At 69.0% G+C, this 20,555-nt stretch carries 19 protein-coding genes; 10 read left to right on the top strand and 9 right to left on the bottom strand.

The window, feature by feature from the left end; genetic code table 11:
• Positions 1–99 precede the first annotated feature (99 nt).
• Entirely contained in the window at positions 100–672 is a 573-nt protein-coding gene (locus tag AB0B96_RS34185; RefSeq protein ID WP_350950265.1) for a DUF1707 domain-containing protein, read from the bottom strand.
• A 176-nt stretch (positions 673–848) separates the two neighbouring features.
• Between AB0B96_RS34185 and AB0B96_RS34180 the strand changes: the two genes are divergently transcribed.
• Positions 849–2,174 carry a lysine 2,3-aminomutase gene (locus AB0B96_RS34180; protein ID WP_362905464.1) on the top strand — a complete coding sequence of 442 codons (1,326 nt, stop codon included), beginning with the start codon at positions 849–851 and terminating at the stop codon, positions 2,172–2,174.
• 185 nt (positions 2,175–2,359) lie between these two features.
• Here AB0B96_RS34180 and AB0B96_RS34175 read toward each other — a convergent pair whose 3' ends face one another.
• The 4 genes from AB0B96_RS34175 to AB0B96_RS34160 all read right to left on the bottom strand — a co-directional run bounded on the left by AB0B96_RS34175 (position 2,360) and on the right by AB0B96_RS34160 (position 5,180).
• Entirely contained in the window at positions 2,360–2,539 is a 180-nt protein-coding gene (locus tag AB0B96_RS34175; RefSeq protein ID WP_329086969.1) for a hypothetical protein, read from the bottom strand.
• Between the two features lie 102 nt (positions 2,540–2,641).
• Complete coding sequence (locus tag AB0B96_RS34170) at positions 2,642–3,163, bottom strand: YbhB/YbcL family Raf kinase inhibitor-like protein (RefSeq protein WP_350950267.1); 522 nt, start codon at positions 3,161–3,163, stop codon at positions 2,642–2,644.
• Positions 3,164–3,388: 225 nt separating this feature from the next.
• Complete coding sequence (locus AB0B96_RS34165) at positions 3,389–4,246, bottom strand: ABC transporter ATP-binding protein (RefSeq protein WP_362905462.1); 858 nt, start codon at positions 4,244–4,246, stop codon at positions 3,389–3,391.
• A complete protein-coding gene (locus AB0B96_RS34160; protein WP_362905459.1) occupies positions 4,239–5,180 on the bottom strand; it encodes an ABC transporter permease in 942 nt (313 codons plus the stop codon). Before AB0B96_RS34160 ends, AB0B96_RS34165 begins: the two co-directional genes overlap by 8 nt.
• A 503-nt stretch (positions 5,181–5,683) precedes the next feature.
• On the opposite strand from AB0B96_RS34160, the gene AB0B96_RS34155 reads away from it, so the two are divergent.
• The 5 genes from AB0B96_RS34155 (at position 5,684) to AB0B96_RS34135 (ending at position 11,351) form a co-directional block, all read left to right on the top strand.
• Positions 5,684–7,315: an ABC transporter substrate-binding protein gene (locus AB0B96_RS34155; protein ID WP_362905457.1), complete on the top strand. Its 1,632-nt coding sequence runs from the start codon at positions 5,684–5,686 to the stop codon at positions 7,313–7,315.
• Positions 7,316–7,431: 116 nt separating this feature from the next.
• On the top strand, positions 7,432–8,370 hold the full coding sequence (locus tag AB0B96_RS34150; RefSeq protein WP_350950271.1) for an ABC transporter permease: 939 nt from the start codon (positions 7,432–7,434) through the stop codon (positions 8,368–8,370).
• Positions 8,363–9,307 (top strand): ABC transporter permease, encoded by a 945-nt coding sequence (locus tag AB0B96_RS34145; RefSeq protein WP_350950272.1) that lies wholly within the window; start codon positions 8,363–8,365, stop codon positions 9,305–9,307. Before AB0B96_RS34150 ends, AB0B96_RS34145 begins: the two co-directional genes overlap by 8 nt.
• 9 nt (positions 9,308–9,316) lie before the next feature.
• A complete protein-coding gene (locus tag AB0B96_RS34140) occupies positions 9,317–10,354 on the top strand; it encodes an ABC transporter ATP-binding protein (protein ID WP_350950273.1) in 1,038 nt (345 codons plus the stop codon).
• On the top strand, positions 10,338–11,351 hold the full coding sequence (locus AB0B96_RS34135) for a dipeptide ABC transporter ATP-binding protein (protein ID WP_362905454.1): 1,014 nt from the start codon (positions 10,338–10,340) through the stop codon (positions 11,349–11,351). The genes AB0B96_RS34140 and AB0B96_RS34135 overlap by 17 nt, the downstream gene beginning before the upstream one ends.
• Before the next feature lie 371 nt (positions 11,352–11,722).
• Here AB0B96_RS34135 and AB0B96_RS34130 read toward each other — a convergent pair whose 3' ends face one another.
• A complete protein-coding gene (locus AB0B96_RS34130; RefSeq protein WP_350950275.1) occupies positions 11,723–12,316 on the bottom strand; it encodes a hypothetical protein in 594 nt (197 codons plus the stop codon).
• Positions 12,317–12,815: 499 nt separating this feature from the next.
• On the bottom strand, positions 12,816–13,622 hold the full coding sequence (locus AB0B96_RS34125; protein WP_362905452.1) for an SAM-dependent chlorinase/fluorinase: 807 nt from the start codon (positions 13,620–13,622) through the stop codon (positions 12,816–12,818).
• Positions 13,623–13,741: 119 nt separating this feature from the next.
• Here AB0B96_RS34125 and AB0B96_RS34120 point away from each other — a divergent pair, with 119 nt between their 5' ends.
• Entirely contained in the window at positions 13,742–14,044 is a 303-nt protein-coding gene (locus tag AB0B96_RS34120) for a DUF3263 domain-containing protein (RefSeq protein ID WP_350950277.1), read from the top strand.
• A gap of 272 nt (positions 14,045–14,316) precedes the next feature.
• Complete coding sequence (gene otsB, locus AB0B96_RS34115) at positions 14,317–15,096, top strand: trehalose-phosphatase (protein ID WP_350950278.1); 780 nt, start codon at positions 14,317–14,319, stop codon at positions 15,094–15,096.
• A 13-nt stretch (positions 15,097–15,109) separates the two neighbouring features.
• On the opposite strand, the gene AB0B96_RS34110 is transcribed toward otsB, so the two are convergent.
• Both AB0B96_RS34110 and AB0B96_RS34105 read right to left on the bottom strand, forming a co-directional pair.
• On the bottom strand, positions 15,110–16,303 hold the full coding sequence (locus AB0B96_RS34110) for an MFS transporter (RefSeq protein WP_362905449.1): 1,194 nt from the start codon (positions 16,301–16,303) through the stop codon (positions 15,110–15,112).
• Between the two features lie 82 nt (positions 16,304–16,385).
• The gene (locus AB0B96_RS34105; RefSeq protein ID WP_362905447.1) at positions 16,386–17,810 is read right to left on the bottom strand and encodes a trehalose-6-phosphate synthase; all 1,425 of its coding nucleotides are present in this window, start codon (positions 17,808–17,810) and stop codon (positions 16,386–16,388) included.
• Positions 17,811–18,077: 267 nt separating this feature from the next.
• On the opposite strand from AB0B96_RS34105, the gene AB0B96_RS34100 reads away from it, so the two are divergent.
• Together AB0B96_RS34100 and AB0B96_RS34095 are read left to right on the top strand one after the other, a co-directional pair.
• Positions 18,078–18,635, top strand: a complete 558-nt coding sequence (locus AB0B96_RS34100; protein WP_350950281.1) for an RNA polymerase sigma factor — start codon at positions 18,078–18,080, stop codon at positions 18,633–18,635.
• Between the two features lie 229 nt (positions 18,636–18,864).
• Entirely contained in the window at positions 18,865–20,409 is a 1,545-nt protein-coding gene (locus AB0B96_RS34095; protein ID WP_362905445.1) for a S1 family peptidase, read from the top strand.
• Positions 20,410–20,555 lie beyond the last annotated feature (146 nt).

Raw genomic sequence — 20,555 nt, 5'->3', positions numbered from 1 at the left:
GACGCCGGGAGCAAGGGTCTCAGGCAAGCGGTCACCTCGTGCGGGATGGTTTGTCCGCATCGTAGGCGTGCTCAGGACCTGGTCGGTCCGTCGGGTCGATCAGGGAGTGCCGGGGAGATTCCAGTCGCTTCTCTCCCGCGAGACGATGATCTTTCCGAAGGCGGCCCGGCCGACGACCCTGATGACCGGTCCGTCTCCGTCGCCCGTGCCACCGGAGACGGCGCGTTTGGCGAACAGGGCGTCGACCTCGTCGATGACGTGGGCGTTGCGGGGGACCCTGACGATCAGCTTGCCGCAGTAGGAGTTGACCTCAAGGGTGATCTCCCTGCCGGGGAGAACCGCCTCGGACAGGTCGACGATCAGCGCGCCGAAGGTGGCGCTCAGCGCGGTGTGCCGCCCGGCGATCCAGCGTCCGCCGCGCACGACCTTGCTGAAGACGGCGGCGACCTCCTGCCGCTCGACGGTGGCCACGCGGGTGGGAGCGGCGGCGTCGGGCAGGTCGCGGGTGAGGGGGGCGAGGTCGTCCATCGTGACGGCGGCGTAGGTGGCTTCCAGGCGGTCGGCGTGCTCGACGCTGGTCAGGCGGCCGGCGGCAAATGCCTCGCTCAGCACCGCGGCCGCATGGTCGCGGTCGGCGTCCGAGGCGCGCAGAACGGGGTCGTAGGACGTCATGACTGCGAGTGTACGGCTATTCAAGATATATCGCGATATCCATCGTGGACAGAAGAAATTGCCGAGATATGGAACCGACCGTAGGTCGGTTTACGTCGTGTATGTAACGTGCCCGTGACGCGCGAAAGGCTGGCAGGGTTTACCGCGACAGCGACAAAAATCTCGGCAAAGGACTGGTGATCTTGAACGAAGGTGCCAAGCGTGGGTTCCGTGCCTACACCGTGAAACATCTCGACGACCTGCTGCGCAGAGGCGGTCTGGGCGACGCCGAGCGGCTCCGGATCAGAGCGGTGGCCACGGTGCTGCCCTTCCGGACCAACGCCTACGTGGTGGATCAGCTCATCGACTGGTCCGCCATCCCCGAGGATCCCATCTATCGGCTGGTCTTCCCCCAGGAGGACATGCTGCCCGAGGCGGATGTCACCACGCTGGCGGGTCTCCTGGAGGCCGGGGCGGGGAACGCGGAGATTCAGGCGGCCGCGAACAGGGTGAGGGTGGGGCTCAACCCGCACCCCGCCGGACAGCTCGACCTCAACGTCCCGCGCGTCGCCGGGGAGGCGGTGCCCGGCATGCAGCACAAATACCCTGAGACGGTGCTCTTCTTCCCCAAGCAGGGGCAGACGTGCCACGCCTACTGCACCTACTGCTTCCGGTGGGCCCAGTTCATCGGGGAGCCCGACCTGAAGTTCGCCTCCGACGACGTCGACGCCCTCCTCCGCTATCTCAAGGACCACCCCGAGGTGACCAGCGTGCTGTTCACCGGCGGGGATCCCATGATCATGGGTGAGCCGGTGCTCCGCCGCTATCTGGAGCCGTTACTCGACGTCGAGCAGCTCGAATCCATCCGGATCGGGACCAAGTCACTGGCCTACTGGCCGCAGCGGTTCGTCTCCGACCCCGACAGCGACGACACGCTCCGCCTGTTCGCCTCCGTGGTCGAGGCGGGCAAGAACCTCGCCTTCATGGCGCACTTCTCGCACCCCAGGGAGCTGGAACTCCCGATCGTCGAGGCCGCCGTCGCGAGGATCACCGCCACCGGCGCGGTGGTCAGGACGCAGGCGCCGCTGATCCGGTCGATCAACGACACTCCCGAAACCTGGGCGTCCATGTGGCGCAGGCAGCTCACCATGGGCATGATCCCGTACTACATGTTCGTCGAGCGCGACACCGGACCGCAGGACTACTTCGCGGTGCCGCTCGCGAGGGCTTACGAGATCTTCAGGGACGCCTACGCGAGCGTTTCCGGGCTGTGCCGCACCGTGCGGGGCCCGTCGATGTCCGCCACGCCGGGCAAGGTCTGCCTGGACGGCGTCGCCGAGGTCGCCGGGCAGAAGGTCTTCGTGCTCCACCTCATCCAGGCGCGCGATCCCGAGCTGGTCGGGCGCCCCTTCTTCGCGAGGTACGACCCGAACGCGGTGTGGCTCACCGACCTGCGCCCGGCCTTCGCCGACCGCTTCCCCTTCGAGCCCGCCACCGCCACCCCCCAGCGGCTCTCGGCCTGACCCGCTCTCCGCGGGCCTTCCTCTCGGAGAACCGCCGTCCACCTGCCTCCTGGTGGGTTCCGTGGTGGTCTCGCGGGGCTTGGTCGGCATCGGCGAAGGGCTGTGAGTCGAAGGGCTGTGAGTCGAAGGCCCATGAGACGACGGGGAGCCGGATCGGTGGGCACCGACCCGGCCTCCCCGTCGCCTCAGCGTCCCGGGCCTCGCACGGAGGTGCGACGGGCGATCTCGGCCTGGAGTCTGGCCATCTGCCAGTGCAGCTCGATGAGCTGCTCGGTCAGCTGGAGACGCGGAATCTCTGACGGGTCCTCGACGGACAGGTGGTCGATCGCGGTGGACAGCTCTCGCATCGCGCGCCCCCACTCCATGACGGCTTCCTTGGATCGAAACAACGTTCGAATCATACCGGAACACCGAACACGCTGTCAGTTCATTGCCCCTCGTGTCCCGCCCGGGAGCGCGCCGTATCGCTAGTTCTGGTACTCGGGCGTCACGTATCCGCGGGCCAGGGTGTGGGCGGTGATGTTGAAACCGACCACGGCGGGCGGGGCGTCGGCGCCGACACCGAGCTTCTCCACGTCGAGGGCGTGCACCGCGAAGATGTAGCGGTGCGGGTCGCCGGGCGGCGGTGCGGCGCCGCCGTAGGCGTTGTGGCTGTAGTCGTTGCGCCCGTGCACGCCCACGCCGCCGTCACCGGCACCCGCGCCGGCGGGCAGCTCGGTCACGTCGGCCGGGATGTCGAACAGCAGCCAGTGCCAGAACCCGCTGCCGGTGGGCGCGTCGGGGTCGAAGCACGTCACGGCGTAGCTGAGGGTGCCCTCGGGAGCGCCGGACCAGCGCAGGTGGGGAGAGACGTTCTGGCCGGTGGAGCCCCAGTCGTTGAACACGTGGGTCTCCGCCATGCGCTCGCCGTCGCGGACGTCGTCGCTCTCGACGGTCAGCGCGGGGACCTGGGGCAGGAAGTCATATGGAATCGGTGGCCGCGTGGACACGATTCACCTCCGATGGAAGCGTCTTGTCGGTCGCTTCTCATCCTGCCCTGCCCGCGGACCGCGTAGCGATCAACGCCCCTGTGATCGAAGACCGCCTGATCGGAGAGCTGTGGTCAAGGCGTGCGTGATCGCCGATCGGACCGGTGGCATCGAAGGCCGCCGATCGAGCTCGTGGCTCGGATTCGCCCGATCAGCCGCGTGATCGGTCTCCTGTCGCGGGTGTGATCAGACCTTGTTGTAGGCGGCGAGGACCGTCTTCGGGTCGCCGTCCATCTTGATCTTGCCCTTGTGCAGCCAGAGGACCCGGTTGCAGGTCTCCTCGATCACGTCGAGGTTGTGGGCGACGAGGAAGACGGTGCCGGCCTCGTCGCGCATCTTCTTGATGCGGTCCTGGCTCTTGCGCCGGAACTCGCGGTCACCGGTGGCGAGGGCCTCGTCGATGAGCAGCACGTCGTGGGACTTCGCCGAGGCGATGGCGAAGCGGAGCCTGGCGCCCATGCCCGAGGAGTAGGTCGACATGGGGAACTGCACGAACTCCCCGATGCCGGAGAAGTCGACGATGTCGTCATACTTCTCCTTGACCTGCTTGGGGTTCATGCCCATCGCGTAGCAGCCGAGCACGATGTTGCGCTCGCCGGTGAGCTCGCGCATCAGCGCGGCGTTGACGCCGAGCAGGGAGGGCTGGCCGTCGGTGTAGACGGCGCCGGAGTGCGGGGGCAGGAGCCCGGCGATGGCGCGCAGCAACGTGGACTTGCCGGAGCCGTTACGGCCGACGATGCCGATGGCGTCGCCGTGGCGGGCCACGAAGGAGACGCCGCGCACGGCGTGCACCTCCTTCATCTGCGGCCGTCCCTGGCGCTTGACGAGGCGCATGAGGGCGTTGACGGCGTTGCCCTTCTCCGCGTCGCTCGCCGCGCCGTACACCCGGTAGATGATGTGCAGGTCGTCCACGATGACCGTGGGGGCGCCCTCGGGTGCAGGGGTGGGGGCGGGTTCCGGGTTGGGGTGCACCCTGACGTCCGTGCTCGGCACGGCGGGCTCCTCGGCCTTCACTCGGGACAGCTCCTCGGTCAACTCAGCCACGGCCGTACTTCTCCTCGGCTCGCCAGAAGTACCAGAAGCCGCCGAGCAGAGCGAACACCGCCCAGAATACGCAGACCGCCCAGATGTAGGGGCGGGCCGGGTGGGTTTGCATGAGCAGGTCCCGCATGAGCTCGATGTACGCGGCGGCGGGGTTGAAGTACATGATGTCGGCGACCCACTGGGGGAGGCCGGCGCCGTTGGGGCCCACGACCCTGTCCTCGATGGAGAAGAAGACCCCGGAGGCGTAGAGCCAGGTCCGCATGATGAAGGGGAGCAGCTGGTTCAGGTCGCGGGAGGTGGAGCCGACCCTGGCGAGCACCAGGCTCGCGCCGACGTTGAACATGGTCTGCAGCGCCAGGGCGACCGGGATGAGCAGCCACAGCAGGGTGATCTCCTCACCGGTGATCAGCACCAGCCCGAACAGCACGCCCATGGAGATGAGCAGCTGCTGGAACTCCTGGATCGTGTAGGCGAGCGGGAGCGAGGCGCGCGGGAAGTGCAGCGCGCGGATCAGCGACAGGTTGCCGGAGATCGCCTTGGCGCCGCTGCTCACCGAGCGCTGGGTGTAGGTGAAGACGAACATCCCGGTGATGAGGAAGGCCGGGTAGTTCACGATGCCCTTGTTCGCGCCCAGGATCACGCCGAACATCAGGAAGTAGATGGCGGCGTTCATCAGCGGGGTGAGGACCTGCCACAGCTGGCCCAGGGCCGAGTTGCTGTACTTCGAGACGTTGCGCGACGTGGCGTACGTCGTGATGAAGTGGCGTCGTTCCCACAGTTGACGCAGGTATACGGGCAGACTCGGGCGTGCGATGGCACGCCGAAGACCGTGGCGCGCGGCGAGCTTGGCCAGCGGCTCCTGCCCCTGGGCGGAGGTGCCGTTACTCGGGCCGCCCGCCTGGGCGTCCGCGATCGCGGATTCCGGCTGGCTCATGGCAAGGACTCTATTGGATGCGAGTGGATGAAGTGCCTGCGGCGGGGGTTCGCCGCACACATTGGACGGGATCTCCGGGCAACAGGTTCCAGGGCAATTGTGCGGTTCTTCCGCGGGACACCAGGCCCTTCGCGGTCGGGTCAGCGCAGGCCCAGGTCAGGGTCATGGGAGGGCAACGGATGCGATCAGTGTCGGCGCGGGGGTATTTTGGCGTGACCGTTCACGTCCTACGTGTGCCTGGATGTCGTTTTCATGGACATCCGAGGTCTCGGTCTCGTTGAGTTGACAGACATATGACAGTGAGTCAGTCAATGCGTAACCGAACTGCAACATCACAGATATAAGTCGGTGTGGAGCGGTAGAGGATAGTCGCGAGCGATCGGTGTGGCGTCAGCACCCGGACAGCGGCAGCGGGAAGCAGGGACCACAAGATCCTCCTTCGCGGTGCTCGGGGTCACGGAGTTCAGTGTCGACGCAAGCCTGCAAAGGGAGGATTTACCGCAATGCGTGTTACCAAGAGTGCCCGGGTCACCGCCGGCGCCGCGTTGCTCGCCCTCGCGCTGACCGCGTGTGGTGGTTCGACGTCCCCGGACGGTGGGGCGGCAGGGGCCGACCAGCCCGTGCGGATGGAGCTCGGTGAGCCGCAGAAGCTCTTCTATCCCGGTGACACCACCGAGTCCGAAGGCTCCGAGGTCCTCGCCGCCATCTTCGCCCCGCTGGTCGGCTACGACGAGAACAAGCAGGTCGTGGACGAGGTCGCCGAGTCGATCGAGTCGCCGGACAACACGGTGTGGACGATCAAGCTCAAGCCGGGCTACACCTGGCACAACGGCGAGAAGCTGATCGCGCAGAACTACGTCGACGCGTGGAACTACGCCGCCAACCAGGACAACGTCCAGGGCGCCAACGGCTTCTTCAGCCGGCTCGACGGCTGGGCCGACCTGAACCCCGGTGAGGGCCAGACCGTCTCCACCAAGGAGATGAAGGGCCTCAAGGTCGTCGACGAGAGCACCTTCACCGTCACTCTCAGCAAGCCGTTCTCGCAGTTCAAGACGATGCTGGGCTACACGGCGTTCTACCCGCTGCCCAAGGCGGCCTTCGGCCCCGACGGTAAGATCACCGAGGAGTACGCCAGGAAGCCGATCGGCCAGGGCTACTTCCAGATCGACAAGCCCTACAACAAGGGCACCGACCAGACGATCGACCTCACCCGGTACGACGCCTTCGCCGGGACGAAGCCGAAGTTCGCCAAGCTCCAGTTCAAGCTCTACACGAGCCCGGAGACCGCGTTCAACGACCTGGCCGCGGGCAACCTCGACATCCACGACTCGCTGCCCCCGTCGGCGATCGCGAGGGCGAAGTCCGAGCTCGGCGAGCGCTACATGGACGAGGCGGACGCCGGCGTCGGCTACATCGGCTTCCCGATGCAGTACAACAAGACGTACGCGAACGTGAAGGTCCGCGAGGCCATCTCCATGGCCATCGACCGCAAGACCATCGCGGAGAAGGTCTTCTCCGGCACGCGCGCCCCGGCCGACGACTTCATCAACCCCCTCCTCGACGGCTACCGCGCCGGCGCCTGCGCGGCCTGCGGCTACGACCCCGACAAGGCCAAGGCGCAGTACGCGGAGAACAACGGTCCCAAGACGCTGGAGCTGGGCTACAACACCGACGGCCCGCACAAGGAGTGGATCGAGGCCGTCGCGAACAGCCTCCGCGCCAACCTGGGCATCGAGGTGACGGTGAAGCCCTTCGAGAAGTTCGCCTCGATCCTCGACGAGCTCGACAAGAAGACCTACGGCGGCATGTTCCGGATGGGCTGGGCGATCGACTACCCGTCGGCGGAGAACTACCTGACCCCGATCTTCTCCACCGTCGCGATCAAGACCGGCTCCAACTACGCCGGCTGGTCGAACAAGGAGTTCGACGAGCTCCTGTCCAAGGGTGACACCGCCCCGACGCAGGAGGAGGGCCTGAAGTTCTACCAGCAGGCCGACGACATCCTGATCAAGGAACTTCCCTACATTCCGGTGTACTTCTACCGGACCAACGCCGCGTTCTCCCAGCATGTCAAGGGCGTCAAGATCAACCTTCTCAACCAGATCGAGTGGGCCGAGGTCGAGAAGACCGGCTGACGAACGGCTGAGGGGCCGGGCGGGAGCCCGGCCCCACCGGCCGCCCGGGACGATCTCGCGGCACCGCGCGACCCGCCGGTCAGCGAGATCGTCCCGGGCACCTACGGGAGACACGAATGGGCCGTTACATCCTCAGGCGCCTGATCCAGTCGATACCGGTGCTGCTGGGCGCCACCCTGCTCATCTACGCCATCGTCTTCGCGCTGCCCGGCGACCCCATCGCGGCGCTGGCCGGCGAGAAGCGCATAGACCCCAACATCGTCGCCATCCTGCGCGAGCAGTATCACCTGAACGATCCGTTCCTGGTGCAGTACTGGTACTACATCACCGGCCTGTTCGGCGGTGACTTCGGCACCACCTTCGCCGGTGTCGGAGTCGGCGAGATCATGGCCGGCAAGTTCCAGGTGACCATCAACCTGGCGGCGACCGCCCTGGTGATGGAGGCCGTCATCGGCGTGGGGCTCGGCCTGTACGCGGCGCTGCGCCAGGGCAGGGCCGGCGACTCGATGATCCTCGCCTCCACCCTGGTGCTGATCTCCATCCCCACCCTCGTCACCGGCTTCGTGCTCCAGCTGCTGCTGGGGGTGAAGCTCAAGCAGGCGGGGATCGACCTCTTCCCCGTCGCGGGCGTGACGGAGGGCTGGCGCAGCTACCTGCTGCCCGGCTTCGTGCTCGCGGGGACGTCGATCGCCTACCTCACCCGGCTCGCGAGGAACAGCCTGGTGGAGATCCTGCGCGCCGACTACATCCGCACCGCGGTCGCGAAGGGCCTGCCCCGGAAGCGGATCGTCGGGCGGCACGCGCTGCGCAACGCGCTGATCCCGCTCGTCACCTACCTGGGCGCCGATCTCGGCGTGCTGATGGGCGGCGCGGTGATCACCGAGACGATCTTCAACCTGCCGGGGATCGGCCAGCAGCTGTTCAGCTCCGTATATCTGCGCGAGCAGCCCGTGGTCGTCGGCATCGTGACCGTCCTGGTGCTGATCTACATCCTGGCCAACCTGGTCGTCGACCTGCTCTACGCCGTGCTCGACCCGAGGATCCGCTATGAGTGACACCCTTGTCCCGGCCGGAGGGAAGACCGGGGGCCCCAAGCACGGCAAACCGCGCAGGGGCGCCAGAGGCGCGAAGGCGCCCAAGGCCGCGAGCTTGTGGGGCGACGCCTGGTACGACCTGCGCCGCCGCCCGCTCTTCATCGGAGCGTCCATCCTCATCGCCGTCCTGGTCGTGATGGCGGCGTTCCCCTCGCTGTTCACCTCGGTGAACCCGTTCGACGCCAGGAGCTGCCAGCTCGGCGACGCCCGGCTGGGCATGAGCGAGGCCCACTGGTTCGGCACGGACAACCTGGGCTGCGACATCTACGCCCGCACCGTCTACGGCGCCCGCAACTCGATCGTGGTCGGCCTGGCCACCACGATCGTCACCGCGCTGGTGGGCGGCCTGCTCGGCCTGTTCGCCGGGTTCACCGGCGGCGCGCTGGACACCCTGCTCTCGCGGATCACCGAGATCTTCTTCGCGATCCCGTCGATCCTGGGCGCCCTGCTCATCCTGGCGGTGTTCCGCACGGGCAACGTGTGGACCGTCATGCTCGCGCTCGCCGTGCTGACCTGGCCGATGACGTACCGGATCATGAGGGCGGCGGTGATCACCGCCAAGAGCCAGGACTACGTGCTCGCGGCGAGGGCGCTCGGCGCCTCCGCGTCGCGGATCATGTTCCGGCACATCCTGCCGAACGCGATCGCCTCGGTGATCGTGGTCGCCACGATCAACCTGGGCTACTTCATCGCCGCCGAAGCAGGTCTGTCCTTCCTCGGCGTGGGCCTGCGCTCGCCGGACATCTCGTGGGGACTCATGATCTCCGACGCGAGGGAGCGCTTCCTGGAGGCTCCGTGGGCGCTGCTCTTCCCGGCGCTGTTCCTGAGCCTGACGGTGCTCGCCTTCATCATGCTGGGCGACGCGGTCCGCGACGCCCTCGACCCGAAGCTGCGGTGAGGGGGAGCCGTGAAGAAGACCTCGACACAGGTGGTGCCCTCCAGAGAGACGCCGGGCGGCGAGCCGCTGCTCGTCGTCGACGACCTGCACGTGGAGTTCACGACCAGGCAGGGCGTGGTCAAGGCGGTCAACGGGGTCGGCTACTCGCTGAACCCCGGGGAGACGCTCGCCGTGCTCGGCGAGTCCGGCTCGGGCAAGTCGGTGACCGCGCAGGCCATCATGGGCATCCTCGACTCCCCACCGGCCCGCGTCACCCGGGGTGAGATCCGCTTCCGGGGCACGAACCTGCTCGGCCTGTCGGAGGAGGCCCGTGCCCAGGTGCGCGGCCGGCGGATCGCGATGATCTTCCAGGACGCGCTCTCCGCGCTGAACCCGGTGTTCACCGTCGGCGACCAGATCGGGGAGATGTTCCGGGTGCACCGGGGCGCCTCCAGACGCGACGCCACCAAGAAGGCGATCGAGCTGATGGACCGGGTCCGCATCCCCGCCGCCAGGCAGCGGGTGCACGACTACCCGCACCAGTTCTCCGGGGGGATGCGCCAGCGCATCATGATCGCGATGTCGATCGCGCTCGACCCCGAGGTGCTGATCGCCGACGAGCCGACCACCGCCCTCGACGTGACGGTGCAGGCCCAGATCATGGAACTCCTCGGCGAGCTGCGGCGCGAGAGCGACATGGGCCTGATTCTGATCACCCACGACCTCGGCGTGGTGGCCGACGTCGCCGACAAGATCGCGGTCATGTACGGCGGGCGGATCGTGGAGAACGCCCTCGTGCACGACATCTACCGCAGGCCCGCCCACCCGTACGCCAAGGGCCTGCTCGACTCGATCCCCCGGGTCGACCAGAAGGGCCAGGAGCTGTACGCCATCAAGGGCATGCCGCCGAACCTGCTCGACATGCCCACGGGCTGCGCCTTCCACCCCCGGTGCCCGTACCGTCAGGACGACTGCGTCGTCGACGCGCCCCCGCTGTACGAGATCGGCCCGACGCGCGCCAGCGCGTGTCACTACTGGAGGGAGGTCCTCGATGGCAGCCACGGGTGAGCCGATCCTTGAGGTTCGCGACCTGGTCAAGCACTTCCCGCTCACCCAGGGCATCGTCCTGCGCAGGCAGGTCGGCGCGATCAGGGCCGTCGACGGGGTCTCCTTCGACCTGCACCGGGGGGAGACGCTCGGCATCGTGGGCGAGTCGGGGTGCGGCAAGTCCACGCTGGCCAAGCTCCTGATGGCGCTGGAGCGGCCGACCTCGGGCTCGGTGAGGATCAACGGCCGGGAGATCGCCGACGCGAGGGGCGGCGAGCTCAAGCGGGCCCGCCGCAACATCCAGATGGTGATGCAGGACCCGTACACCTCGCTGAACCCCCGGATGACCGTGGGCGACATCATCGGCGAGCCGTTCGAGATCCACGGTGAGGTCGCACCCAAGGGCGACCGGCGCCGCAGGGTCCAGGAGCTCCTTGAGGTGGTCGGCCTCAACCCCGACCACATCAACCGCTACCCGCACCAGTTCTCCGGCGGTCAGCGTCAGCGCATCGGGATCGCCCGCGGGCTCGCGCTCCAGCCGGAGATCATCGTCTGCGACGAGCCGGTCTCCGCGCTCGACGTGTCGATCCAGGCGCAGGTCGTGAACCTGCTGGAGCGGCTGCAGGACGAGTTCGGCCTCGCGTACGTCTTCATCGCCCACGACCTGTCGGTGGTCCGGCACATCTCCGACCGGGTGGGGGTGATGTACCTGGGCAAGATGGTGGAGATCGGGAAGGACACCGAGATCTACGACCGGCCCGCGCACCCCTACACCCAGGCGCTGCTGTCGGCCGTTCCCGTGCCCGACCCCGAGGGACGCGAGCGCCGTGAGCGGATCATCCTCCAGGGCGACCCGCCGTCTCCCGCCAGTCCGCCGTCGGGGTGCCGGTTCCGTACGCGCTGCTGGAAGGCCCAGGAGATCTGTGCCGTCGAGGAGCCGCCGCTGCGGGTCAGGCCGGGCACCGCGCACGCGAGCGCGTGCCACTTCGCCGAGACCCACGACGTGATCCACGCCTAGGAGGGCGTCGCGGAGACCGGAGGCCCCGGGAGGACGGCGAAGGACCGGCGGAGCGGTCTCGCGGGCGGGGTGGGGAACGGTGCGATCCCCGCGTGGAGTCGCGGAGGGCTGTAGGGCCGTAGGGCCTGGCTTCGCGAGCGGGCCGGGAACGGTGCGATCTCCGCGTGGAGTCGCGAGAGCGGGGTTTCGCGAGCGGGCCGGGAACGGCGAGGGGCCGAAGCGGGGATTTCGCGAGCGGACCCCGGGAACGACGACAGGGCGCGACCCCCACATGGAATTGTGGAGGCCACGCCCTGCCCGCTTTACCGTAGAACGTCTTTACCGCGAGACGCCTTTACCGCAGGACATCCGCTGCAGGGACGTCCGTCCTGCTAGAGGATGTCGACGCCGACGCCGCCGATGCCGACAAGGCCGCCGATGCCGACGCCGTGGCCGACACCGCTGCCGCTGCTGATGATGTTGCCGCCGCCGCCGATGGTGTTGCCGCCACGGCCGATGAGGCCACCGCCGAGGATGCCGCCCCCGCCGAAGCCGCCGCCGTACACGCCGCCCCCGTAGACGCCCCCGCCGTAGAAGCCGCCGCCGTACACGCCGCCGCCGTAGACGCCCCCGCCGTAGCAGCCGGCGCCGTACACGCCGCCGCCGTAGAGGCCGCCCCCGTAGATGCCGCCCCCGTACACGCCGCCGCCGCAGCCGGTGGTCACGGCCGTGGGGATGACGGTGGTGCCGTAGGTGACGGTGCTCGTCGGGATGAAGGCGGGAGCCGCGCTGACGACGCCGACGCCGACGCCGCAGCAGTCGGCGGCCTTCTTGGCGGCCTTGGCCTGGGCGGCGGCCTTGACGACCGAGGCGGCGGTGACCTTGGTCGCGGAGCTGGTGGAGGACGTGGACGCGGAGGCGGCCACGGCCGGCGCGAGGACGGCGACGCCGACGCACGCGGAGGTGATGAGAAGACGACGAATCATTGTGGTTCCCCCTGGAAGGAAATCGTCGCGGCAGTGTATGAGGCCTTTTGAAAGGACCGTCTGCGCGCGGCTACTCAAAGTAACGGGAGTGAGACTATCCAGCGACATGCTTTCTGGAGGGTCAAGAATGGTCAGCTTGTGGTAATGATCGCGGATCCGTGATTGAACGAATAATGGCCGATCACTGTTTCGATCCGGGCGCGTCCGACCTGCCACACACCTGCGGATTCCTTAACTGCCAGGTCAGCTCGTATATCCGGTGGAGGGCAGGCCGCTCGCGGGCGGCGAGGACGGTGAGCCTCGACGACGCCGAGGTCGGAGGCCGGGCCGGGGGGAGCGAGAGAACGAAAAGGGGTCATTGTCCGGGGGAATGTGGACACGTCATCGGAATTCCGGCATGCGTATTTACAGGTGAAACGATCCTTCGGCTAAAACGATAATTCGGTAAACGGCATAACGTGTTGGGAGACTTCTCCCTAAGTCGCTTTTTCTGTGCCTTTCATGGGCAGGGAGAGAGGCGTACGTGGGCTCCGGGCGGCAGGCCGAGCCGCTGGGAGGCATCGCCCGAGTTGACCGCGAGCGCGACCAGCCCGGCCGAGTCGATGAAGGCCACGATCTCCCCGGGCGGCACGGAGGCGAAGCTCTCCTTGAACGGCACCGAGAGCCGCCGCCTGCCCAGCCAGACCACCAGCGTCTCTCCCAGCGCGACGCCCAGCGTCGCCAGGTCGCCGGAGCCGATCGAGAGCTGGGCGTTGCCGTGCCGGTCGATCGAGAGCACCTCGCCCTCGACACAGCCCTCCTGCAGCACGGAGGTGGGCGCGGGCAGCGAGACCAGCCGCTCCAGCGGGATCTCCTGCCCCAGCTCGGACGGGTGGCGCCCGATGGCCAGGTGCGCCGCGACGGGGGCGAAGAGGTCGCGCCCATGGAAGGTCGGCGAGACCGGTTTCAGGAAGAGGTCCGTGTTGGACAGCTCGTAGGCGGCACGCGCGCCCCCGCTGGCGTGGATCGCCCACGACAGGAGCCCGTTGTCCGGGCCCAGGAACACATGCTTGCCGGCCTCGACCGCCACGGCCCTGCGCGAGCCGCCGCCGCCGGGATCCACCACGGCGACGTGCACGCCGGAGGGAAGATAGGCGATCGTCTGGGCCAGGATCGCCGCACCGCGGCGTACGTCCCCCGAGGGGACCAGATGGCACACGTCGATGATCCGCGAATCGGGAGAGATTCCGGCGATCACGCCGTGACATGCGGCGATGTAGCCGTCTTCCAGTCCGTAGTCGCTGAGAAGGCTGATGACAGAGGTCACATCAGGTGACTGTACGTCGCCACATCCGTCATGAACAGCGCGAAATTCCGGACTATCCTGACTTCGGGCCGCGCGTGCGCGGTGTGACCGCCGCGTGCCCCCCGACGGAGGAGGAAGCAATGGACACCGCGCCGAGTTCCGGTGACGGCGCCGCTCCGGAGCCCGCGCAGAGGGCTCTCACCGACAGGGAGCGCGAGTTGCTCGCCTTCGAGCGCCAGTGGTGGCGTTACGCGGGCGCCAAGGAGCAGGCGGTCCGCGAGGTCTTCGACATCTCCGTGACGCGCTACTACCAGTTGCTCAGCGAGCTCATCGACCTCCCGGCGGCGCTCGCCCACGATCCGATGCTGGTCAAGCGCCTGCGTCGGCTCCGCGAGACCCGCCGTCGCGACCGTTCCGCCCGAAAAATGGGCTTGCGACCCTGATCTCCGGGTACGACCGGTCGCGGCGGGCGATCGCGAGAGCCGGGCCGACAGGACGGGCGAGACCTCGAAGGCGGTGAGGGCCGGGCGAGCATGACGCCCGAACACGCTTGAGGGGATTCGAAGAGGACCGGGCGAGGTTCGGCCGGGCCATGTCGGACGAGGGTCGGACGGGGGTTCGGCGAGAGTTCGGCGAGAGTTCGACGGGGGCTTGATGGGACTCGTCGGGCTGGGACGAGGATGACGGTGACCACACTCGACAGGGCGAGGCGGATATGACGACGAACACGTCCGAAGGGCTGAAGGCGATCGTCGCCGACCCGGCGGGGGCGGTGATCGGGCTCGACTTCGACGGCACGCTGTCCCCGATCGTCCCCGATCCCGCGGCGGCGAGGATCCACCCCGGCGGGGCCGAGGTGCTGGGCAGGCTCGGCCGCCTGGTCGGCGCCGTGGTGATCGTGACCGGCCGCCCCGCCGCCACGGCCGTCGAGTACGGCTCCCTGACCGAGGTCCCCGGGCTGGTCGTGCTCGGGCACTACGGTCTCGAACGCTGGGAGGCGGGCGCGCTCGCCGCCCCGCCCGTGCACCCGGGTCTCGACCTGGCCAAAGGCGGGCTCGTCTCGCTCGTCGCGGGGATCGAGGGGGTGCGGATCGAGGACAAGGAGCGGTCGGTGGCCGTGCACACCCGGCAGGCGGCCGATCCGTGGGCGACGCTCGACGCGCTGCGCGAGCCGGTCGCCGCGCTGGCGGCGGGGGCGGGGCTCACGGTGGAGCCGGGCAAGTTCGTGTTGGAGCTGCGCCCGCCGGGGACGGACAAGGGGGTGGCGCTGAGCGCCTTCCTGGGCGAGCGGGCCGCTCGGTCGGTGCTGTTCGCGGGGGACGACCTGGGAGATCTCGCGGCGTTCGCGGCCGTGCGGGCCTCGGGTCTGCCGGGCGTGACGGTGTTCAGCGGATCGCCGGAGATCGAGGTCGAGGCCGACATCGTGGTGGAGGGACCCCCGGGGGTCCTGGAGCTTCTCACCTCGATCGCCGACGCCGTCGAGCGCGAGGCGTAGGAGGAACGCCCGTTCAGGCCGGTTCGCCCACGCTCCTCAGGGAACGTTCGCCCGCGGTGACGAGCAGTCCCGCGACGGCGAGCCCGATCAGGGCGGGGACCATGAGGAACGCCCGCTGGGTGCCGAACCCGTCGGCCAGCGCGCCCAGCAGGAACGGCCCGGTTCCCACCGCGAGCCCGGAGAAGATCGCGGCCATCGCCGACGCGCGGTCCCGCCGCCCGCCGGAGGTGGCGAGCAGCCGCGACAGTGCCATCGGGAAGTGCAGCGCCACCCCCAGCCCGGAGACGGCGAGACCCGCGTAGGAGAAGATCGGGTCCGTGCTCAACCAGAAGATCGCCCACCCGACGGCCGCGACCAGGAGGGCGCCGAGGAACAGCGCGGTCGGCGGGATGCGCAGGGCGAGCCACGCCCCGGCGATCCGCCCGGCCGCCATCCCGGCGGTGAACGCCGCGACCGCGGTCGCGGCCACCGCCGCAGGCAGTCCCGTCTGGTCGGAGAACAGCTTGGCCGCCCACAGGTTGAAGCAGAACTCCATCGCGACGCAGCAGAACAGCACGGCGGCGGCGAGGTAGAACCGCCAGCCGAAGCGGACCTCGCCGTCCGTGGCGGCACCGCCGACGGTCTTCTCCGGCTCGGGGATCCGTACGCGACCCATGGCCAGCGCGAGCAGCGCGGCCAGCACGGAGGTCACCAGCAGCGCGGCCCGCCAGCCGAGGGCGCTCTGCGCGGCGGCGCTGACCACGAACGGGACCCCGATGCCGACGATCACGCAGACGGCGTTGGCCTCGCTGATCGCCGCCGGGCCCGCGGGACCGTGCCGATCGTCGAGCGCGGCCATGCCCGGGAACAGGACGAGCGCGGACAGCGCGCCGGCGACGCCGTACCCGAGGAGGGTGACCGGCAGCAGGGTGGGGGCTGCCGCGACCATGAGCGTGCCGACGCTTATCCCGGCCATCCCGGTCCAGATGGCGGCCTGCCGCCCGATCCTTCCCACCACCCAGGGCAGGACGAGACCGGTGACGATGCCGCCGGCGGCCATCGCGGTCCCGTGCAGCCCGGCGACCGCCTGGGAGACGCCCTGGTCGAGGCGGAGCAGCGGGAGCGCGGAGCTGAGGCCGTACAGGTAGGTGGCGAAGACGCCGAACTGGAGGTAGATCAGCCAGGTCGCGCGGTCGCGGATCAGCCGGACGTGCGCGGTCGCGGTCAACTCGGCCCCCGTACGCCGAAGAAGTGAAATAGCCGCCAAAATTATCTCATGTGGGACTAAAACCGCCCAACAATTTTGATCGTCATCCGAGAGCGTCGAGCTGCTCGGCGAACCACCGGTGCGGGGGGAGCGCGGTCGCCGCGGCGGCGAGCAGGACCCCCCTCCTGGAGCGCTCGGCCGAGGGCATCGTCAGGCCCTCGTGCAGCGCGGCGGCCGTGGCCGAGACGTCGTAGGGATTGACCGTGAGCGCGTGCTCGCCCAGCTCGGCGGCGGCACCCGCCTCCCGCGACAGCACCAGCGCGCTGTGCGGAGACAGGACCGGCCCCTCCTTCGCCACCAGGTTCATGCCGTCGCGGATCGGGTTCACCAGCAGCACGTCCGCCAGCCGGTAGGCGGCGAGCGAGCGCGGGTAGTCGTCGTTGACGTTGAGGATGAGCGGATCCCAGTCCTCGGTGCCGTACTCGTCCTCGATCTCCTTGGCGCAGCGCTGCACCGCCGCGGTGTACTCGCGGTATTCGGGCAGGTCGTGCCGGGAGGGGTAGGCGAAGGCGAGGTGGGTGACCCGGCCGTGCCACTCCGGGTAGGTGGCGAGGAACTGCTTGTAGGCGAGCAGGCCCCGCACGATGTTCTTCGACAGCTCCGTCCTGTCGATCCGCACGATCAGCCTGCGGTCGCCCACCTGGTCGCGGAGCGCGGCCATGTGCGACTCCACGTCGGGCTCGGAGGCCCGGGTCCACAGCGCCTTGCCGTCCACGCCCAGGCTGTGCGTGCCGATCCTGGTGATCCTGCCCGCGTGGGTGACCGTACGCTCCCCGCGGTCGACCCGCGCCCCGAGCACCGTCTCGCAGCAGTCCATGAACGCCCCGCCCCAGCGGTCGGTCAGGAAGCCCGCGTGGTCGGCGCCGAGGATGCCTTCGAGGAGCTCGGTCGCCACGTCGTCGGGGAGCAGGCTGAAGTATTCCGGCGGGGCCCACGGCGTGTGCGAGAAGTGCGCCACCCGCAGGTCGGGGCGCTCCCCCCTGAGCATCGCCGGGGCGAGACTCAGGTGGTAGTCCTGCACCATCACCCGCGCCCCGTGCGGGGCCTCCTCGGCCAGCGCCATCGCGAACGCCTCGTTGTAGGCCTGGTACGACTCCCACTCCCTGCGGAACCTGGCGTCGAAGTGCGGCCGGTTGGGGGTGTCGTAGAGGAGGTGGTGGACGAACCACAGGGTGGAGTTGGCGACCGCGTTGTAGGCGCGGTGGAAGGTCGCCGGGGGGATGTCGAGCATCCGCACCGTCCCGGTGTCGTAGCCCGCCTGGTCGAGCCGGCCGCCGGGCGCGAGCCGCACGGCGCTTCGGTCGCCGTCGGACAGCGCCGCGCAGACCCACAGGGCGTTGACGTCCCTCGCGACCTCCGACAGGCCGGAGACCAGGCCGCCGCCCCCTCTGCGCATGGACAGTGAGCCGTCCTCGGAGAGGGTGAAGGAGACGGGGCCGCGGTTGGAGGCCACCAGGATCGCGCTCATGAGATCCCTTCTTCACTGGCTGGGGACACGCCTGTTTTCGAAGGTTAACCGGCACCGCAGCGGGGTGTCCTCGCCCTTCGGGTCAACGAAAGAACGGTGTTCAACGAATTGTGTCAGCTCTTGTCGGCAGGTGAAGTGATGAGGCTCGACGTATCACCCTTTTGGCGGCAAGAAGGGGAGGGCTTTGGCAGGGAGAAGGGGAGGGGCGCCGTCCGAGGGCCGGACCATAGGATGTCCAGCGACCGTGACCGCTGATGGGGGCCCGTGATGGCGCTGGACGAGACGACCGAGGACCTGGCCCGATCGGCCGCCCAGGGCGACCACCGCGCGCTCGGTGAGCTGCTGAGGCGGATCGAGCCCGCCGTGCTCAGGCACTGCGGCCGGATCCTTCCCTTCAGGCAGGACGCCGAGGAGGCCTGCCAGGACACCCTGCTCGCGGTGGCGCGCAACATCGGCCGTTTCGAGGGACGTGCCCGGTTCAGCACCTGGCTGCACATCGTGACGGCCAACTGCGCGAGGACCACCTACCGCTCGCTGAAGCGCCGCGCCGCCGAGCAGAGCTCGGACGAGCTGCCGCTGCAGAAGCCGGACGTCGCCCGGGTGAGCGTGATCGCCGGGTCCCGGCTGGACCTGCTCGACGCGATGGAGGCGCTGGAGGCCGAGAAGCCGGAGCTCGCCCAGGCGCTGGTGCTGCGTGACATCTGCCAGCTCGACTACAACGAGGTGGCCGAGCAGCTCAGGATTCCGCTGGGCACCGCGAAGTCGCGCATCCACCAGGCGCGCAAATACGTCCAGGGCGCCCTGGGCGACGCCTACGGCTTCTGATCCCGATCCCGGCCGCCCGGTTCGGGAAGGGTGCCCTGGTTTCTGAGAGGGCGGGTGGTTCGGAGGGGCGGGGTGGCCGATGGGAATTGTTCGCGAACACCTTCCGCGTGGCGCGCGGCTCCGGTCGCCTTGCCTGACCTAGAGTGGCGTTGCCCGCGTCACGTGATCAATTGGTGACATGTGGTGGTCTCCCCTCGTGCTTCACAGGCAAAGGTCGAGGAGAATCCACATGTCCCGCAGACACGCCCTCATCGCATCATGCGCCCTGACCGCCGTCACGCTCACCTTGGCCGCCGTGCCGGCCGGTGCCGAACGCCGGGTGGCGGACGCCCCGGTCGCTCACGCCGTCCCGTCCGCCGACGCGGCCGTGCCGGTCGCCTCGGCCACGCTGAAACCGCCGCCTGGCATGGTGAGGGCGCTCGCGCGCGACCTCCGCCTCACCCTCGCCGAGGCCAGTGAGCGCCTGGCGAACGAGGCACGCTTCGCCCCGATCGCGGAGCAGCTGGTCAGGAGGCTCGGTCCCCGTCTCGGCGGCGTCTGGCTCCGGGGAGCCACCGCGAACAATCTGGTGACGGCCACCACCAGTGCCACCGACATTCCCTCGATCCTCGCGGCGGGTTCCGAGGCCGAGGTCGTCTCCAGGCCGCTGGCGGAGCTCGCCGCGATCCAGACCAGGCTCGACGCCGCCAATACCTCGGCGCTCGTGTCGAGTACTCGCTTCATCGACGTGAAGAGGAACAAGGTGATCGTCCTCTCGCCGAAGCCCGACGCGGCCGAGAGCTTCGTCGAGAGCACCGACGTGGACAGGGACGCGGTGATCGTGCTGACCTCCAGCGAGACCCCCTTGCCCCTGTACGACCTGGTGGGCGGCAACGCCTACTACATCGGCACCTCGGAGCGCTGTTCGATCGGCTTCCCCGTGTTCAAGGGCACCCAGCCGGGCTTCGTGAGCGCGGGCCACTGCGGAAAGCCCGGCGACACCACCACCGGCTTCAACCGAGCCCCTCAAGGCGTCTTCCAGGGATCCACCTTCCCCGGCAACGACTACTCCTGGGTCGCGGTCAACGCCGACTGGACGCCCACCCCGGCGGTGGACAACGGCGAGGGCGGCACCGTACCCGTAGCCGGCGCCCGGGTCGCCATCGAGGGGGCCTCGGTCTGCCGGTCCGGCTCCACCACCGAGTGGCACTGCGGCCTCATCCAGCAGCGCGGCGCCAGTGTCACCTACCCTCAGGGCACCGTCTCGGGAGTGACCCGCACCAGTGTCTGCGCCGAACCCGGAGACTCCGGCGGCTCCTTCATCTCCGTCGACCAGGCCCAGGGCGTCACCTCCGGTGGCTCCGGCAACTGCGATGAAGGCGGCACCACCTACTTCCAGCCGATCGGCCCGATACTCAGCACCTACGGCCTGACCCTGAAGACCACCACCGGGGGCGGTTCGACGCCGCCGCCGGTCGCGGGAGGCTGCACCGGTTTCCCGAACATCTACACCGGTACCCTCGCCGACGGCGCGTCCGCCTACCAGCCGAAGGGGCGTTACTACAGGTCGACCGCGGGGGGCGTCCACGCCGGTTGCCTGGCCGGCGCCGACGGCGTCGATTTCGACCTGTATCTGCAGAAGTGGAACGGCAGAAGCTGGGCGGTCGTCGCCACCTCGGACGGTCCGGGGCCCGACGAGAGCATCTCCTACACCGGCACGCCCGGCTACTACCGCTACCGGGTGGTCTCCTCGTCCGGCGCCGGCGCGTACACCCTGAGGTTCAAGGTGCCGTGACCGCCCGCCGGACGCCGCTCGCGGGGCGCGTCCGGCGACGACCGGAAGGGGTGAGGCCCCCGCAGGGCGGACGATCACCGAGGATCGTCCGTCCGGCGGGGGCCTCACCTGTCCTTTCACCTGTTTTTCCAGCCACGCCGCCTGTC

The sequence above is a fragment of the Streptosporangium sp. NPDC049046 genome (assembly GCF_040649155.1).
Lineage (GTDB): Bacteria > Actinomycetota > Actinomycetes > Streptosporangiales > Streptosporangiaceae > Streptosporangium.
This window is presented reverse-complemented; position numbering and strand designations above follow the sequence as displayed.